The organism is Myxococcus llanfairpwllgwyngyllgogerychwyrndrobwllllantysiliogogogochensis (assembly GCF_006636215.1).
Taxonomy (GTDB): Bacteria; Myxococcota; Myxococcia; order Myxococcales; family Myxococcaceae; genus Myxococcus; species Myxococcus llanfairpwllgwyngyllgogerychwyrndrobwllllantysiliogogogochensis.
This window is the reverse complement of sequence record NZ_VIFM01000256.1, coordinates 1-15,774: the sequence shown is the minus strand read 5'-3', so window position 1 is coordinate 15,774 and position 15,774 is coordinate 1. Positions and strand designations below refer to the sequence as shown.

The window sequence follows — 15,774 nt, the reverse complement described above, 5'->3', positions numbered from 1 at the left end:
GCGCCTCACCCAGCAGCACCTCCAGCCCCCCCACCTTGTCCTTCAGCCGCGAGCCGTACTCCTGATTCAACGCCACCAGGCTCGCCGCCAGCTCGTCGCGCACCAGGTCCACGTCCGCCAACGCCCGAAGCCCCGGCGGCGCGGGCGGCAACGCCTTGGTGAAGAGCTGATTCACCCAGAGGTACAGCTCCTCCGGCCGGTAGGGCTTGTGGATGATGCGCGCCACCCGCAACTGCCGCGTGAGCAGCTCGTGGCTCTTCAAGTCCTTCCAGAACGCCGAGGCGAACAACACCGGCAGGTCCGGCTGCGTCTTGCGCAGCTCCCGGATGAAGTCCGCCCCCGTCACCCCCGGCAACAACCCGTCCACAATCGCCGCGTCCACCGGCATCTTCGCAAGCAACGTGCGCGCCTCCGCCGCCGTGCGCGCCGACTCCACCCGGAACCCCTTCTCCCGCAGGAACGCACAGACCAGCGTCTGCAAGTCCTTGTCGTCCTCGAGGAACAGGAGCGTCTTGGCGTCGTTCATGACACAGCCCTTTTCTCCAGGCCGCCGTCCTTGTGGGACAGCAGCTCATGAAGCAGCTCGCGCACCGAGGCCACCAGCTCCTCCTCCGACGAGCGCGCCTTGCTCAGATGCCGCGTAATCCCCAGCGTCAACTGCCGCTGGTCCGCGCGCGACAAGTCCCTGCCCGTGAAGACGATGAGAGGCGTGGCCCGCCCCCGCCCCTGTCTCAAGATATCCACCACCTCGAACCCATCCAGCCCCGGCAACCCCACGTCCAACACGATGAGGTCCGGCGGCGTCTCGCGCGCCAACGCCACCGCGCTCTCCCCATCCGCCGCCTCGAACACCTGCACCGTCCCCAGCCGCTCCAGCCGCGCGCAAATCACCCGCCGCGTGGCCACGTCGTCGTCCACCACCAGCACCCGCGCCTGCCCCGGCCGCCGCATCGCGTGCCGCAGCGCGCTGAGCAGCCGCGACTCCTCCAAGGGCTGCGACATCCAGTCCACCCACAGCGGCGTCCCCACCCCCTCGCCCTCCGCCGAGCGTCCCGACACCGCCAGCACCGGCAGCTCGTGCGTGCGCGGCTGCTCGCGCAGGCTCCGCACCCAGTCCAGCGCCTGCCCATCCGGCATCTGCGTGTCCAGCACCACCGCGTCCGGAGGCGTCTCCTCCAGCACCTTCGCCGCCTCGGCGAGGCTCGCGGCCCGCACCACCCGGTAACCCTCTTGCGACAGCAACCCACGCAACAACGCGGACAACTCCGTGTCCGCCGTGGCCACCAGCACGTTGTACCGGGAGGAGTCCTTCACCGACGCGCCCACCACCGGGTGCGAGCCCGACACCGAACGCGCCGCGTCCAGCGTGAAGGTGAACGTGGAGCCCGTGCCGAGCGCGCTCTCCACCTCGATGCTCCCGCCATGCTGGTTCACGATGGCCTGGGAGATGGCCAGCCCCAGCCCCGTACCGCCCTTGGAGCGAGTGTCCGAGCCGTCGAGCTGATGGAAGCGCGCGAACAGCTGCCCTCGCTGCACTTCGGGGATGCCCGGCCCCCGGTCCACGACGCTGAAGCGCACCCGGCCTGGCGCCTCCAGCCGCACGTGCACCGCGACTTCCGCCCCGCGCGGGGAGAACTTCACCGCGTTGGACACCAGGTTCGTCAGCACCTGGATGAGCCTGTCCCTGTCCCCCTTCACCCGGGGCGCATCCTCCACCACCGCGCGCAGCGACACCCCCGCCGCGTCCGCCACGCCGCGCAGGCCGCTGAACGTCGCCTCCACCAACTCCAGCCCCTCCAGCGGCGCCAGCTTCAACTCCAGCTTGCCCGCCTCCATCTTCTCCAGGTCCAGGATGTCGTTGATGAGGCGGATGAGGCGCTCGGTGTTGGAGCGGGCGATGCGCACCATGTCCAGCGCCTGCTCCGGCATCTCCCCGACGATGCCGCCCTCCAACAGCCCCAGCGAGCCCCGGATGGACGTCAGCGGCGTGCGCAGCTCGTGGCTCACCGTGGAGACGAACTCGTTCTTCATCCGCTCCACCTCCTTGCGCTCGGTGATGTCGCGCACGAAGGCGGTGAAGCGCGCCGGGCCCTCTCCCGGCACCCGCGCCAGCGTCAGCTCCGCGGGGAACATGCTCCCGTCCGCGCGCAGGCACGGCGACTCCAACCGCGTGGCGTTGCCCGACGCCTCGCGCAGCGCCGCCGCCACGTCCTCGCGCTTGCCGGCCGGCAGGGACGCGGGCAGCGCCAGCGCCAGGAAATCCCGCCCCACCGCTTCTGACGCCTTCAACCGGAAGACGCGCTCCGCGGTGGGGTTCAACTCCAACAGCCGCCCCGCCTCGTCCACCAGCAGGATGCCGTCCGGCGCCGCCTCCAGGATGGCCGCCTTGCGCGCCTCCGTGGTGCGCTGCTCCTCGCCCGCCAGCAGCAGCGCCCGGCCGCGCTCCTCCACCCGCTTCTCCAGGACGTCGTTGAGCGTGGCCAGCTCACCCGACGCGCGCGACAGCCGCACCAGCACCACCACCACGTACGCGCCCAGCACCAGCGACACCGCGAAGAAGACGACACGCGAGCGCTCGTTGCTCAGCTGCGCCCGCTCATGCAGTTGGAGGAACGTGGTGACCAGCCGCTCGGCCTGCGCGCTGGCGGAGCGCTCCAACAGCGCCTGCACCGCCACGTCCGCTTCGCGCCGCTCCCCTCGCGCCTGCGCCTGCCGCGAGCGGACGAGCAGCGCCCGGTTGTCCTCCAGCGCGCGCAGGTACGCCTCCAGCGAGGCCGCCATCACCCGCCGCTCCTCCTCGGAGAGGAAGGACGGGACGTCGCGCAGCGTCTCGGCGCGAGCCTTCAGCGCCTCGAAGGCGGAGCCCTCCGAGCCATGCAGCTCCGGCAGCCCCAGCCGCGCGCGCAGCACGTCCTGCTCCAGCTCCGCGCTGGCGAGGCGAAGCTGCTGCAGCCGCGTGCGATACCCGTCACTCTCCGCCATCCCCCACGGGCGGCCCACCACGAACAGGGCGCACAGCGTGAGCAGAGCCCCCACCGCCAGCGCCACCGAGCGCTTGGACAGGCGGGAGCCCCTCATTCCGGCACCAGCTTGCGAATCTCCTTGGGCAGCGTCATCGGGTCGAAGGGCTTGCCGATGACCCCCACCGCCCCCAGCTCCAGGTAGCGGGCCACCTCCTGCTTCTGCACCTTCGCCGTCATGAAGATGATGGGCGTGCGCGACGTCGCGTCCTGCTCGCGCAGCTTGTTGAACGTGGTGGGCCCGTCCATGCCGGGCATCATCACGTCCAGCAGGATGAGGTCGGGCTGCTCCGCCGCGGCCTTCGTCAGCGCCTCGTTCCCCGACGCGGCCAGCACCGTGTCCCAGCCCCCCACCCGGCTCAGACTCAGCTTGCCGATGGCGCGGATGTCCTCCTCATCGTCCACCAGCATCACCTTGCGCAGCGTCGTCACGGGCGGGCCTCCTGGAATGAATGACGGTGGTACCGCACGTGAGAGGTGCGGGGGACTGGACGTCCGTCCAAGGCCCTGACGGATGACAGCCCGGCCAGGATTCAACACCCGGCCCCACCGCATTCCCAGCCCCGCGCCCCAGGCCGCCTAGCCGGTGGCCTTGCGGCGGCGCACCGCGCGCACGGGCTTCGCCGGCGCCACGGGCGGCATCACCGCGACGACGGCGTTGACCACGCGCGACACCGCCCGGAGCTGGGACGGCTCCAGCTCCCGCAGCTTGCGAGTCATCCGGCGCAGCTCCAGTGGGTCTTCCCGCTCGGGCTTCCGGGAGACCACGGGCGTGAGCGAGGCACCGCCCCGTCCCACACCCAGCAGCGTATCCGAGGAGACCTGGAGGACGTCACACAGCCGCTTGAGCGTTTGGGTACGGGGCAACATTCGCCCCCGCTCCAGCCGGCTGTAGACCTCCATGGCCATGCCCACGCGCTCGGCCACGTCGCTCTGGGTCAGGCCCAATCGCAGGCGGGCGACGCGAGCCGCTCCTCCCAGGATGGCCGCGAGCTTGTGGTCGACGGGCTCACGCATGATGGCCGGGAGCGTCGCACGGCCGCTCCCTGGCGCAAGTTTCCCGTCCCCCCGGGATTCAGCGGCGCAGCAACCCCAGCGCGCCGTGGACGAGCTGGACCACGGCCCGGAGCTCGTCCGGCCCCAACGCGCGCAGCGCCCTCACCAGCCGACGCAGGGCGGGCGGGTCCTCGGAGCGCGTCGCCACGGACGGGCCGGGCGCCACCGGCAGGCCCTCCGCCAATCCCAGCAGCGCGTTCGCGTCCATGCGCAATACCAGACACAACCGCCGCAGCGTGGTGACGCTGGGCAGCACCCGCCCCCGCTCCATGCGGCTGTAGACCTCCATCGCGATGCCCACCCGTTCGGCCACGTCCGCCTGGGTGAGCCCCAGCCGGGCCCGCGCCGCCCTCGCCGCCGCGCCCACGGTGATGGCCAGTTCCTGGTTCATCGTCCTCGCGCCTCTCTTCGAGTCTCCCTACCACGTCACCTGTCCCGGACCCTACCCCACACGGCAGGAGACTACCCGAAAAGGCGTCCGCCGTGCTAATGACCTCCAAGGTCCAATCCATAGGCCACACATGCACCTCCCGTTTCGAATCCGCCGTCTGGAGCTCAACCTTGAAGGTCCTTCGCTCCGCGCACCTCACGCGGGTCGATCCAGCCAGGGGAGGACGGGGCGATGAGCGACCTCGAATCGACGCACCCGTTGCTGCTGCAGCCCTTTGAAGAGCTGGGCGCCCTGCGCATCATCCGGAGGCTGGCCACCGGCGGTTATGGGGCCATCTTCCTGGCGGAAACCCAGACGCGCGGCACGGTGGCGCTGAAGTTCGCGCTGGAGGGCCCCTCCGAGAACGACGAGGCCCGGGTGGACGCGCGCACCCAGCGGGAGGCCCGGCTGCTGATGCACCTGGACCATCCCAACGTGGTGGAGCTGCTCGGCTACCTGCGGTGGCCGGACCTGCACCGCGGCTACCTCTACCTCATCATGGACTACGTGGAGGGCCCCACCCTGTCGCGGTGGGCGTCCAGTCCCCAGGCCACGCCGCGCCGGGCCACGGAGGTGTTCGCCTCGCTGGCCCTCACGCTGGACGCCATCCACCGCGCGGGCGTCGTCCACCGCGACCTCAAGGGAAGCAACATCATCGTCCGCGCCTCGGATGGCCAGCCGGTGCTGGTGGACTTCGGCTCGGGGGACCATGCGTGCGCGCCGTCGCTGACGGAGGACCGCCTGCCTCCGGGCACGCCCAGCTACCGCAGCCCGGAGGCGCTGCGCTTCTGGCTGGGGCCTCGCATCCCGGGCTCGCGCTATCGCTTCGTGCCCACCGATGACCTGTACTCCCTGGGCCTGGTCTTCCATGAGGTGCTGACGGGCGTCTTCCCCTACCGCGCCCACCTGCCGCCCTCCGCGCTGCTGGCCAGCATCGAGTCCGCCGAACTCAAGCCGCCCTCCGTCCTCAACCCGCGCGCCCCTCCGGTGCTGGATGCCATCGTGCTGCGCCTGTTGAGCAAGTACGGCGCGGGCCGCTACCCCACGGGCGCGGAGCTGTGTGGGGCGCTGAGCGCGGCGCTGGAGCAGGCGGACAGCTCCTGGGACGAGCCGCTGTTTCCTCCCCGCCCTCCCCACGAGGCCGTCACCGAGGAGGACGAGGCGCTCTTCGACGGAGACGAGGAGGCGCGGGAGTTTCGCCAGTGGATGCGCCGGGAGGACAGGGCCGGGGCGGGCTCGGACTCGGGTCCTCCGGGAACACCTCCCACGGAGCCCGCGGCCCCGACGTCCGTCTCCTGGCGGTCCTGGCTGCGCAGGCGGATGCACGTCCTGAGCGGCGCGCTGCGGCCCTGGCGCAAGCGGGACGACTGAGGCGCTCCCCCGCCTCTTCGGTATCCAACTCCAGAGGTCTATCAACTGTCAGTCAACCTCTGACATTCCACATGGGTTGCCTTTCGTGTTACCTCAGGCATCCTGTAGCAGTCCCACCACTTCCCAGGTTCAAAGGCAGGCCATGACGACGCCCGACACGACGACGGAGGATCTTCCCGGAGGACCGCGCCGGCCCCGGGTGCTGTTCAACGTGGGCGGCACGGTGTTCGAGTTCGTCCGCAAGCTGGAGGTCCGCTCCACCGGAGAGCTGCTGATGCTGGCCCGCCGCCGCTACCGGGGCGGGCAGAGCGGGCTCGTGGTGGTGAAGCGGCTGCGCAGCCCGGCCACCTTCGTGGAGCGGCGCCGGCTGGTGGAGGAGGTGAGCCTGACGTTCCGCTTCAAGCACCCCAACATCGCGCAGGTGCACCAGATGAAGCTGTACCGGGGGGCGCCCCACGTCGTCATGGAGTACGTGGAGGGGCGCTCGCTGGACACGCTGCTGAACCTGACGGCGATGCGGCGCAGGCCGGTGTCGGCGCCGCTGGCCGCGTTCGTGGTGGCGGAGGTGGCGGACGCGCTCCACCACGCGCATGGCGCGGTGGATGACTGGAACCGGCCGCTGGGCATCGTCCATCGCGATGTGAGCCCGCGGAACATCCGCGTGGGGACCCATGGGGATGTGAAGCTGACGAACTTCACCGTGGCCGCGTCTCGACTGGAGGGACGCGAGGAGACGAGCCGTCCCCTGGTGAAGGGCGACATCGCGTATGCGTCACCGGAGGCCCTGGTGCGGGCGCCGGTGGATGCCCGTTCGGACATCTTCTCGCTGGGGTTGGTGTTGCTGGAGCTGCTCACGGGGCGGCACCCGCTGGCGGTGGAGGACACGGCGCCTCCGCCGCTGCCCGAAGGGCTCGAGTTGGAGGCGCAGGGCCCCACGTGGATGCCGGTGGAGGAAGTGGCCGCGCGGATGCAGAGCCTGGAGCCGGAGCAGGTGGCGCGGCTCGTGGACGATGTGCCGGAGGGACTGGCGGCGGTGGTGCTGCGCGCGCTGCGCAGGGAGCCTGCGGAGCGGTTCCAGACGGCGGATGAGATGGGCGGGGTGCTGCGTGGGTGGCTGAGCATCCATGCGCCGGGGCAGGGGCGGCACGCGACGGCCGAGGAGGTGGCCCGCGTGGCGATGGAGGCGACGAGCCGGCGCAATCAGGCGGAGCTGCTCGAGGGCGGCCTGCATCCGGAGGACCTGACGGCGGAGGAGGCGTCCGTGTCACTGGAGCCGGGTGTGGCGGCTTCGGTGCCGCCCTCCGGGCCCGAGGAGGTCGATGCCGCTGGAGCGCTGGCGGAGGAGGCGGCGCGGGTGTTCGGCGTGCCGGGGCTTCGGGGCGTGACTCGCTCGTTCGCGGAGGAGGCGGACGGGCGGCGGGACTCACGCACGGACGACATGACCGATGACTCTTCGCACGAGGAAGGCAGCTCGGACCTCGCCTCGCGCGATGACGACAGTTCCGACGATGCCTCGCGCGACGACGACAGTTCCGAGCAGTGAGCCCTCGCGCGAGGGCACTTCCGACGCATCCTCGCGCGACGACTCTTCCGAGCAGTGAGCCCTCGCGCTCCGCTCCACAGGTGACACGTCAGCTGGACCTCCGAGGTCCAGCCCGTTCACCCGCTAAGACAGCCCTCCCGTGAAGAACAGCAGCGCCGCCATAAAGGCGAGGAACGCCACTACGACACCCAGCACGCGCCATTTGGAGAGGGGCGTCTCTCCGAACACGAGCTCCGCATCCTGTCCGTGCACCAGCACCCGGTACGGATTGCCGCGATAGCGATAGGCCAGCACATACACAGGCAGCGCCCACCGCGTGGTGCGCAGACTGGAGAGCGCCACCGCCACATGGACATTCCGGAAGCGGCTCCCGGGGATGTCTCCGCTCTCCTGGACATGCTCCCTCGCGAGCCGCTCCACCGCCGCCAGCACCGTCTTTCGCGCTCCCGAGCGAGTCGCCTCGAAGCGCTCGACGCTGGCCTCCTCCGGCCCGCGCCCCTCGTTCTCCGCCAGCTCGAACCGATAGCGCGGCGTCAGCGTGTCGCACTCGCTCACCTTCAGCCCTCGCGACGCCGGCACCAGGATGTTGGTGAAATCCAGGCGCGTACGTCCCGCATGCGGTGCCCAATCCGAGCGCCGCGCCCCCGCGTCCGAGTCCGCCGTCCAGCTCACCGCCACACCCGCCTGGAACACCCACGCCGGCCACCACAGCGGACGCATCGACTCCAGCGACGCCTCCTTCGCCAGGCCCGACGGCCGGAAGAACGCCTTGTGCCCCAGGAAGCGCCCCAGCGCCTCGCTCGCGGCCTTCGGGTCCACGGTGAAGGGCAACCACCCTTGCGCCTGGTCCACCGGGTCCACCGTCATCTCCACATGCGTCACCGCGCCGCAGTAGGCACACCGTGGCGCCCGCGCCTCCACGGAGTACTCCACCGCGGCCCCACAGCTCTCGCAGCGCACCACCCGCGCCCGCTCGCGCGTCGCCACCGCTCGCTCCGGAGGCGGCGTCGCCAGTCCACAGATGGGACAGCGCAGGTCCTCCGCCTCCAGCTCGCACGCGCATCGCTCACACGCTGCCACCCTCGCGGCCTCGCTCATCCGACGCCTCCCCCCACGTACAGCACGACCCCCAACACCAGCAGGATTCCCACCAGCACCGCGGCCAATACCTTCCACGTCGAGAGAGGCGCCTTCCCATGCACCTCCCCCGTCTGCCCGTTCACGAGCACTCGCAGGGGCTCCTCCCCTTCCGCGTAGCGCACGGGCAACACCCAGACGGGCAACAGACACACGTCCAGCGACTCCCAATCCAACCGCGTGTCGTGGCTCACATCCCGGTGCGTGTCCCCCGGCATCAGCGCCCCGAGCCTGTTCAACATCAGCTCGCCCACCTCCTGGCGCGCGCCCTCCAGACAAGCGTCCCTCGTCAGCGAGGGCTCCTCCGCCACCCACCCGGACACGAGCGCCGGCGTGTAGCGGGCCAGCGCGCGAAAGTCGAAGGGCTCCAGCGCCTCCAGCTCCTCGTTGCGCAAGCCATTCGATGCCGTGACGAGCACGTCCGCCACGTAGCCCTCCAGCTCACCCTGCAAGGGCCGCCACTCGGTGCGCGTCACCGTGCGCGTGCGCGTCACCGTCTTCCCGTTCTCCGTCGTCGTGTAGCTCTCCCGCTCCTGGTAGTGCTCGCCGATGGTCGCCTGGAAGCTCGACTTCGCCAGCGCGCTGTAGAGGAACGCGGGCACGTAGAGGCCATGCACGTCCCCCGGCTCCGCGCTCCGGATGCCGTTGCGGGTGAAGCGACTGCGCGAGCGCAACCACCGGGACACCTTCTCCCGCGCCGCCGCGTGCGTCAGCGCGAAGCCAAGCGCGAAGGCGGGCTCCGGCACCCCGGGCCGCGGCGGCCGCTCCACCACGGACGGCGCCGCGCAGTAGGGACACCGCGTGGTGCGCAGCGACGGCTCCAACACCAACAGGGCCCCACAGGACTGGCACCCCAGGTGGAGCCGAGGCTCCGTCAACGTCGCGGTCGGCTCGTCACGCCTCTCGGGCATCGGCACCCTCCTCTTCCTTCAAGGGGAGCGCGCTCCTCGCGCCTGCTCGCCTGCCCCCCGGACTCCGGCCCGGAACGATAGCCGGGTTGCGGTACGCATTCCCCGTCACGACCGTATCCAGGCGGAGGATTCCACCATGGCGCAGGACAAGCGACGACAGCCCGCTCCCCAACCCGCCGAGGACTACTACGGGCGCCCCACCGGGACCCGCCACCAGGACGCGCCAGGGGAGGACTCGGCGCCTGACCGCGACACTCCGGACAAGGACCGGCGCGCCCAACCCATGGACCCGACCGAGAGGACCCCGGGCGCCATCCTCGACGACATCCCGGACGGTGACGGCCCTCGCAGCGACGCCGGCACCAACCCGCTCCCCGACCTCTACTGGACCGCCTTCCCCGGCAGCCTGGAGGAAGAGAAGGACTGACGTCTGGGCCAGCCCTCACCGCGACGGCCCTACGTGCGCGGTGAGGCCCCTGTTTTCAATCACTCACGCCAGCAACGGAATGTCAGCCCCCCTCTGTACTGTGTGCTCATTCGCCAGCATCCAGGGGGAGGAACTCCATGGCGGAAGTCCGTGAGCTGCCGCGTGTGTCCGTGAACAAGCTGGGTGAGTACCTCATCGCGACCCCCGCTCGTCGCAAGCGCATCATCTACGACCAGAAGCATCCACCCGAGCAGCAGTACCTGCGCTATCCCGAGGCGTCTCACGCGATTACCGACTTCCTCTGTCGTGATTTGGACCCCGCCATCCTCCGCGACCACCAGCGCCGCTTCGCTTGCAGCGTGCCGCAGTCGGAGTTCGAGGCGCAGCGGCTCCACCTCTGTTCCGAGGCGCTGGAGCGCTTCGCGGACGTGGTGCCGTGGCTCGGTCTGGAGGACACCATCGTCAGCGCCGTGGGCGCCGAGCCGCCTGTCCTGGAGATGGCGGGCGTCACCATCAGCGTGCGCCCCGAGGTCATCCTCCAGCGCATGGACCGCCACGGCAACCCGCGCGTGGGGTTGATGAAGCTCTACTTCTCCAAGCACCACCCGCTGGATGAGCGCTCGGGGCAGTACATCGGGACGATGTTGCAGCGCTTCGCGGAGCAGCACCTGTGCCAGCTGGGTCCGTCGGACCACCGCATGGTGCAGGTGGTGGATGTGTTCGCGGGCACCATCTTCACCGCGCCTCGAGCGCACATCCGCCGGCTCACGGACGTGGTGCTCGCCTGTGAGGAGATCGCCGAGCGCTGGGCGGTCCACTGACGCCGTCGTGAAGACAGACATGCTCCGGGCCGTCTGACTTTCAGGACGCGCGCGGGCCCGAGGGGCTGGGGCGTGTGCTCGTCCGGAGCCCGGGAGGGCCGTCGAGCGATGACGCGAGGCGCCTTCGGGTGTGACAATGCGCGCGCGTCGCGCTGTGTCATGCACTGGTGAGCTGGAACATTTCAGTGTCTCCGCGTGGGCGCTGAGACACGGTGCAGCGTGAAACACGAGACACTTCCCGCGCTCCGTGGCGAGACCTAGGCTGACGTCGCCGGCCGGTTTCGGCGGCCGGCTTCACACCTCGACGGGAGATGCATCATGAAGAGCCACAAGGTGAAGACCCTGAAGGAGCTGTTCGTGAAGGACCTCGCTCGCATCCACGGAGGCGATGGAGCGGCGACGTCCACGTCCTCCACCGAGACGCAGAGCACGGCGCCCCAGGTCTCCACCACGCAGGCCTGTTGCGAGGAGAAGAACGACCCCTGCTGCTGAGAGCGGTCGCCCTTCGTGTCGCTGTACCGGCGCGTGTCCTCATTCGAGGGCACGCGTTTTTCGTTGCGGGGTGTCGGGTTCGAGGCGGGTGGATGTTCGCTCGTGGGCGCTCGCGGCGGCGGGGCTGCCAGGGAGCGAACAGTCCTCGCCCTTGGGGCACCTGGGTTGGTTGGTGGGGACCGGGGGCGTCTCCAGCCTTCGCGGCATGGCGCATCGAAGCTTGGACAACGGCAAGGGTGAGACGCTGGGGCCTTCTCGGCCTGGACTGGGGACGGAGCCGGCTCGGGCAGCCGATGCGGCGCCTCCTGGCTCGCGGGAGCGGGGCGAGTCGGATGTGTCGGGCTGGAACCCGGCGCGGGACGAGTCGCCCTCCGTGCGCGAGGGACGCTTCTACCGGGGCGCCTCGCAGCGCATGGCGCAGCCTCGGACCGATGTGGAGGACCGGGGTGGCGCGGCCTGGGCGAGTGGCGGGGTGCGGGGTGGGCCGTACGGGCGCGATGACCGCGACGACCGCTATGCCACGGGCATCGGACCACGGCCGCGGATGGGGGAACACGACCGGGAGCTGGCGCCCCAGCCCGCGGAGTACCGCGCGTGGGACCGCACCGGGTACGGCGGACAGGCGTGGGATGATGAGGACCGGGCCCGGCGTGAGGCTCGCTCCCGGAGGGAGTTGAGCGAGCGCTCGGGTAGGGAGCCGCTGGTGGAGAGCGGCGAGGACCGCGCGTGGCGGGAGGAACAGGCACGTCGGGAGCGCGGTGGCTTCGAGGACCGCCCGCGAAGGGAGTCGCGAACGCAGCGGGAGTTCAGCCCGCCCGAGGACTATTCGTCGAGGGATGTGACACCGGACCAGGATTTCCGCTTCGAGGCTCGCTCGCGCAGAAGCACTCCGTCACGCGAGGAGACTGCCGCTCCCGAGGTGCGCTCGCGGAGGGAAGTCTCTCAGGGCGAGGAGTTCAACTTCGAGGCTCGCTCGCGCGGAAGCACTCCGTCACGCAAGGAGACTGCCGCTCCCGAGGTTCGCTCGCGGAGGGAAGTCTCGCCGGGCGAGGAGTTCAGCTTCGATGCTCGTTCGCGCGGAAGCACTCCATCACGCGAGGAGCCTGTCGCTCCCGAGGTGCGCTCGCGGAGGGAAGTCTCGCCGGGTGAGGAGTTCAACTTCGAGGCTCGTTCGCGCGGAAGCACTCCGTCACGCGAGGAGACTGTCGGTCCCGAGGTGCGCTCGCGGAGGGAAGTCTCGCCGGGTGAGGAGTTCAACTTCGAAGCCCGTCCACGGAGGGCTCCGTCCGATGAGCGTTCGCGTCAGGACGAGCGACAGCGTGAAGAGCGCACGCGTGCCGCCGACCACATTCGCGAGGACCGCAGCCAGGACTTCCGAGCGTCACCTCTGGCCGAGGCCGAGCGAAGGAGGTGGCAACGCGAGCCGTTGACCGCTCGCGAGGTGATGACTCGCAACGTGCGCACCGCGCGACGTGACAGCTCGCTGCGCGAGGTCGCTCGACTGATGAAGGAAGAGGACTGTGGCGTCATCCCCATCGTCAACGAGCACGGCCGTCTCGAAGGCATCGTCACCGACAGGGACATCGCCATCCAGGCCTTCTCGGGTGGACAGCCCCCCGAGCAACTGCGCGCCTCGGATGTGATGACCGACGACGTCCCGGCCGCTACACCCGACGAGACGCTTCACACCCTGGTCGACATCATGGCCCGCGAACAGATTCGCCGTGTCCCCGTCGTCGAACGCGATGACCGCCTCATCGGCATCGTCACCATGGGTGACATCGCGAAACACGCCGACGCCGACGAGGAGCTTCAACGCGCACTGGAGCGCATCTCCTCGCGGCGCTCCTTCTGGTCCCGGCTGCGATGACCTCCGCTCGCCTCGTCATGAAGCCATGAGGCGACGCAGGTCCTCATCCCTGAGCCACCACGCGCTCGTGACGGGAATGACGTAGAACCCCTTCTCAGCCAGCGTGAGCAAGGCAGGCGGCACCCAGCCGTAGATGATGCCGCCCATCTCTCCTGTTTCCTGGTGCGCGAACCACGTGTCCCAGCCAGGAACGTCGTAGTCATCCAGGAAGCCATTCGAGGGTGCCGTCGCGGCGCCACAGATGTCGGTGTTGAAGTCCGTCGCGAACACCCATCCACCGGCGAGATCTCCGAGCGGAGGCAGCGGCATGTTCATCCGCGCCAGTGCCTCACGACGTCTCTCGGTGATGAAGCCCACGGCCTCCCTGGGGACATCCGGAGTCTTGAGCACCAGGTCCAGAAAGGTGTCTCCATCATGGCCGCAGACCGGCGGCATCAGCTCCGCCGTGCGCGTCGTGTCCCCCGCCCGAGCCGCCTGGGCGCGAGGCAGGCACCACGCGATGGTCTCCGCCAGACGCAGCTTGAACTCGGTCGGCAGCACGCCGTTCAGGTTCACCGGCACCGTCGTGTACTTCGTCCACGGCGTCCCTTCGGGGCGAGGCAGCAACCCCGTGAAGAGCTCCGACTGTCCCTGCTTGAAGTCGCTCGACATCGATCCCTTCAGGTCCACCTGGCGGACAATGCTCTCTGACCACGGCGGCAACTCCTCTTCGGGCAGCGGACCCAACCACGCCCAGGCCTTGTCCAGAAGCCGCTTGAAGTCGCTCGACATCCCTCCATCTTCAGTCACGCCCGCGCCCATGCTCAAGCCGGCGCCTGGAGGAAGTCGATGCAGCTGACGCCGACTCGGGGAGTACAGGAAGAACCCCACGGAGGGGACACCCGTCCTCCAGCACGCGCATCATCAGTCGCCACTGCTCCAGGCCTGCGCCTCAAAGACATACGCGAGCCCCTCTCCCGCCAGCGCCGCGTCCACCATCAATCCCTGGTCATTCAGCGACAGCCGTCCGTCCGCCGCAATGAGCACCTCCTCACCGTCCCGCTCGAACTCCCAGCGGGAGTACTGGCCGCGCGCGAACCGGATGCCGGGCAGGCCTCGCGAGTCTCACGGCGTCCGAGGCACCGCGTGGCGCGAGCTCGTCCGGTCCACGGATGGCTTCGGAGAGAGCGCTCGGGGATGAGGATGACCATCCTCGTACCAGCAGGCCCGCCGCGATGGTGGCGGCGGGCCCGGTGGGACCTCACGGGGTGTAGAGCTGGACGGTGTTGAGCAGATTTCCACCGCCCTTGATGTCCATGCCGCCAATCACCAGCACCTCTCCCGTGCTCAAGCGCGTAGCGGTATGGCCCACCCGAGAGGTCGACATGCTTCCGGCCTGTGTCCAGCGTCCCGCCGGACTGTCCAGGATGAACAACTCCGCCGTGTCGTGAGCCGCGGTCTCGGGCGCGTTGGAAAATCCCCCGGTGACCAACACCTTGTCCCCAGCCAGGGGCGTGGCCGTGTGGCCAAAGCGTGGCACCGACATGCTGCTCGCGCTGGACCACGTGCTCTGAGTTGGGTCGAAGAGCACCGCGGTGTTGCCGACCTTGGAGCCAGCGACCAACAGCTTTCCTGACGTCAGCAAGGTCGCCGTGTGTCCCTGTCGTCCGACGCCCAGTACCGACCGCTGGATGGGCTGCCATCCTCCATCCGGGAGGTAGGTCTCGGTGGAATTCTCGGCCCCGACATTGTTGTAGCCGCCGACCGCCAGAGCGACCCCATTCACCAGGCTCACGGTCAGCGTGTTACGGCCGACCGCCAGCGTCCCCGCATCCACCCAGGTTCCCGCTGCGCCGGCCGTCGGGGTGTAGAGCGCCGTGGTGAGCAGTCCGCCACCCGCGTTCTCTCCCCCTCCGACCACCAGGACCTGGCCCGAGGGCAGCAAGACAGCGGCATGCGCCGAGCGTTTGCCCGTGGGTATCGTCCCCGCGGACGACCAGGTCTTGGTGCTCGGATCGTAGATTTCGGCACTGGCCAAATCGTTACCAGGGGCTTGGCTTCCACCCACCACCAAGACCCTGTCATCCGAAAGCAGGGTCGCGGTGTGGTCCATGCGAGGCGTCGTCAGAGGGCCCACCACAGTCCATGCGCCGGTGGACGGCTCATACAGCCCCGCCGTGTCGGTGGTCGAGTCAGCTGCCACGCGCCCACCCACCACCAACACACCGCCACCTTCCAGCAGCGTCGCGGTATGACCGGAGCGAGACACCGGGAGGGACTGAAGAGACGACCAGCCCGTCGGCCTGGGGCCTCCAGCATCGCCTGCGTCACCAGCATCACCCGCGTCACCTGCATCGCCCGCGTCACCGGCATCACCCGCGTCACCGGCATCACCCGCGTCACCGGCATCACCCGCGTCACCGGCATCACCCGCGTCACCCGCATCGCCCGCGTCGTCGTCGCAGATCCCCGGGTTCTCCCGGCACCACTTGTTCGTCGCGCCATCCACGTCGATGCACGACGCGATGCCAAGCAACCCCGCCGCCACCAGCACCGCCATCATGATGCGCACCAGCGACCTCACGGCCACCTCCCGGTAACGAAGGCGGACGTGCCATCCGTCCCCACCGTCAGCGCCAGCGGGCCCGGCTCCGGTGCCCCCAGCAAGTACATCCCCGTCGCCACGCCCAGGCCCACCGCTCCACCCACCCACAGCC

At 69.8% G+C, this 15,774-nt stretch carries 16 protein-coding genes; 6 read left to right on the top strand and 10 right to left on the bottom strand.

Going from position 1 to position 15,774, the window contains the following annotated elements:
* The 5 genes from FJV41_RS39545 to FJV41_RS39525 all read right to left on the bottom strand — a co-directional run.
* Positions 1 to 526 (bottom strand): response regulator (locus tag FJV41_RS39545; RefSeq protein WP_141647793.1); only part of this gene is annotated, 526 nt, incomplete at its 3' end.
* Positions 523 to 3,078: a response regulator gene (locus FJV41_RS54765; RefSeq protein WP_141647792.1), complete on the bottom strand. Its 2,556-nt coding sequence runs from the start codon at positions 3,076 to 3,078 to the stop codon at positions 523 to 525. The genes FJV41_RS39545 and FJV41_RS54765, both read right to left, overlap by 4 nt.
* Positions 3,075 to 3,452: a response regulator gene (locus tag FJV41_RS39535; protein WP_141647791.1), complete on the bottom strand. Its 378-nt coding sequence runs from the start codon at positions 3,450 to 3,452 to the stop codon at positions 3,075 to 3,077. The genes FJV41_RS54765 and FJV41_RS39535 overlap by 4 nt, the downstream gene beginning before the upstream one ends.
* A 147-nt stretch (positions 3,453 to 3,599) precedes the next feature.
* Positions 3,600 to 4,037, bottom strand: coding sequence for a helix-turn-helix domain-containing protein (locus FJV41_RS39530; protein ID WP_141647790.1), 438 nt, complete (start codon positions 4,035 to 4,037; stop codon positions 3,600 to 3,602).
* Positions 4,038 to 4,095: 58 nt separating this feature from the next.
* Positions 4,096 to 4,467, bottom strand: coding sequence for a helix-turn-helix transcriptional regulator (locus FJV41_RS39525; RefSeq protein WP_141647789.1), 372 nt, complete (start codon positions 4,465 to 4,467; stop codon positions 4,096 to 4,098).
* A 231-nt stretch (positions 4,468 to 4,698) separates the two neighbouring features.
* Here FJV41_RS39525 and FJV41_RS39520 point away from each other — a divergent pair, with 231 nt between their 5' ends.
* Both FJV41_RS39520 and FJV41_RS39515 read left to right on the top strand, forming a co-directional pair.
* Positions 4,699 to 5,877: a serine/threonine-protein kinase gene (locus tag FJV41_RS39520; RefSeq protein ID WP_141647788.1), complete on the top strand. Its 1,179-nt coding sequence runs from the start codon at positions 4,699 to 4,701 to the stop codon at positions 5,875 to 5,877.
* A 142-nt stretch (positions 5,878 to 6,019) separates the two neighbouring features.
* Entirely contained in the window at positions 6,020 to 7,420 is a 1,401-nt protein-coding gene (locus tag FJV41_RS39515) for a serine/threonine-protein kinase (RefSeq protein ID WP_141647787.1), read from the top strand.
* 123 nt (positions 7,421 to 7,543) lie between these two features.
* Here FJV41_RS39515 and FJV41_RS39510 read toward each other — a convergent pair whose 3' ends face one another.
* Positions 7,544 to 8,518 (bottom strand): TFIIB-type zinc ribbon-containing protein, encoded by a 975-nt coding sequence (locus FJV41_RS39510; protein ID WP_141647786.1) that lies wholly within the window; start codon positions 8,516 to 8,518, stop codon positions 7,544 to 7,546.
* Positions 8,515 to 9,468: a TFIIB-type zinc ribbon-containing protein gene (locus FJV41_RS39505; RefSeq protein ID WP_174464282.1), complete on the bottom strand. Its 954-nt coding sequence runs from the start codon at positions 9,466 to 9,468 to the stop codon at positions 8,515 to 8,517. The genes FJV41_RS39510 and FJV41_RS39505 overlap by 4 nt, the downstream gene beginning before the upstream one ends.
* 136 nt (positions 9,469 to 9,604) lie before the next feature.
* Between FJV41_RS39505 and FJV41_RS39500 the strand changes: the two genes are divergently transcribed.
* From FJV41_RS39500 to FJV41_RS54205, 4 genes are all read left to right on the top strand, one after another.
* Positions 9,605 to 9,895: a hypothetical protein gene (locus tag FJV41_RS39500; protein WP_141647785.1), complete on the top strand. Its 291-nt coding sequence runs from the start codon at positions 9,605 to 9,607 to the stop codon at positions 9,893 to 9,895.
* A 137-nt stretch (positions 9,896 to 10,032) separates the two neighbouring features.
* Positions 10,033 to 10,716, top strand: a complete 684-nt coding sequence (locus FJV41_RS39495) for a hypothetical protein (protein WP_141647784.1) — start codon at positions 10,033 to 10,035, stop codon at positions 10,714 to 10,716.
* A gap of 318 nt (positions 10,717 to 11,034) precedes the next feature.
* Complete coding sequence (locus FJV41_RS52690) at positions 11,035 to 11,208, top strand: hypothetical protein (protein ID WP_174456191.1); 174 nt, start codon at positions 11,035 to 11,037, stop codon at positions 11,206 to 11,208.
* Positions 11,209 to 11,296: 88 nt separating this feature from the next.
* Positions 11,297 to 13,078, top strand: a complete 1,782-nt coding sequence (locus FJV41_RS54205) for a CBS domain-containing protein (RefSeq protein ID WP_246137707.1) — start codon at positions 11,297 to 11,299, stop codon at positions 13,076 to 13,078.
* Positions 13,079 to 13,093: 15 nt separating this feature from the next.
* On the opposite strand, the gene FJV41_RS39480 is transcribed toward FJV41_RS54205, so the two are convergent.
* The 3 genes from FJV41_RS39480 to FJV41_RS39475 form a co-directional block, all read right to left on the bottom strand.
* Entirely contained in the window at positions 13,094 to 13,849 is a 756-nt protein-coding gene (locus FJV41_RS39480; RefSeq protein WP_246137706.1) for a hypothetical protein, read from the bottom strand.
* A 132-nt stretch (positions 13,850 to 13,981) separates the two neighbouring features.
* Positions 13,982 to 14,104: a hypothetical protein gene (locus FJV41_RS54760; protein WP_281291579.1), complete on the bottom strand. Its 123-nt coding sequence runs from the start codon at positions 14,102 to 14,104 to the stop codon at positions 13,982 to 13,984.
* 214 nt (positions 14,105 to 14,318) lie between these two features.
* Positions 14,319 to 15,641, bottom strand: a complete 1,323-nt coding sequence (locus tag FJV41_RS39475) for a Kelch repeat-containing protein (RefSeq protein WP_246137705.1) — start codon at positions 15,639 to 15,641, stop codon at positions 14,319 to 14,321.
* Positions 15,642 to 15,774: the final 133 nt, after the last annotated feature.

What these genes read in the sequence shown, in the direction of transcription:
- FJV41_RS54765 (WP_141647792.1), bottom strand. Translation starts at nt 3,078, where the DNA reads ATGAGGGGCTCCCGCCTGTCCAAGCGCTCGGTGGCGCTGGCGGTGGGG.
- FJV41_RS39530 (WP_141647790.1), bottom strand. Translation starts at nt 4,037, where the DNA reads ATGCGTGAGCCCGTCGACCACAAGCTCGCGGCCATCCTGGGAGGAGCG.
- FJV41_RS39525 (WP_141647789.1), bottom strand. Translation starts at nt 4,467, where the DNA reads ATGAACCAGGAACTGGCCATCACCGTGGGCGCGGCGGCGAGGGCGGCG.
- FJV41_RS39520 (WP_141647788.1), top strand. Translation starts at nt 4,699, where the DNA reads ATGAGCGACCTCGAATCGACGCACCCGTTGCTGCTGCAGCCCTTTGAA.
- FJV41_RS39515 (WP_141647787.1), top strand. Translation starts at nt 6,020, where the DNA reads ATGACGACGCCCGACACGACGACGGAGGATCTTCCCGGAGGACCGCGC.
- FJV41_RS39510 (WP_141647786.1), bottom strand. Translation starts at nt 8,518, where the DNA reads ATGAGCGAGGCCGCGAGGGTGGCAGCGTGTGAGCGATGCGCGTGCGAG.
- FJV41_RS39505 (WP_174464282.1), bottom strand. Translation starts at nt 9,468, where the DNA reads ATGCCCGAGAGGCGTGACGAGCCGACCGCGACGTTGACGGAGCCTCGG.
- FJV41_RS39500 (WP_141647785.1), top strand. Translation starts at nt 9,605, where the DNA reads ATGGCGCAGGACAAGCGACGACAGCCCGCTCCCCAACCCGCCGAGGAC.
- FJV41_RS39495 (WP_141647784.1), top strand. Translation starts at nt 10,033, where the DNA reads ATGGCGGAAGTCCGTGAGCTGCCGCGTGTGTCCGTGAACAAGCTGGGT.
- FJV41_RS52690 (WP_174456191.1), top strand. Translation starts at nt 11,035, where the DNA reads ATGAAGAGCCACAAGGTGAAGACCCTGAAGGAGCTGTTCGTGAAGGAC.
- FJV41_RS39480 (WP_246137706.1), bottom strand. Translation starts at nt 13,849, where the DNA reads ATGTCGAGCGACTTCAAGCGGCTTCTGGACAAGGCCTGGGCGTGGTTG.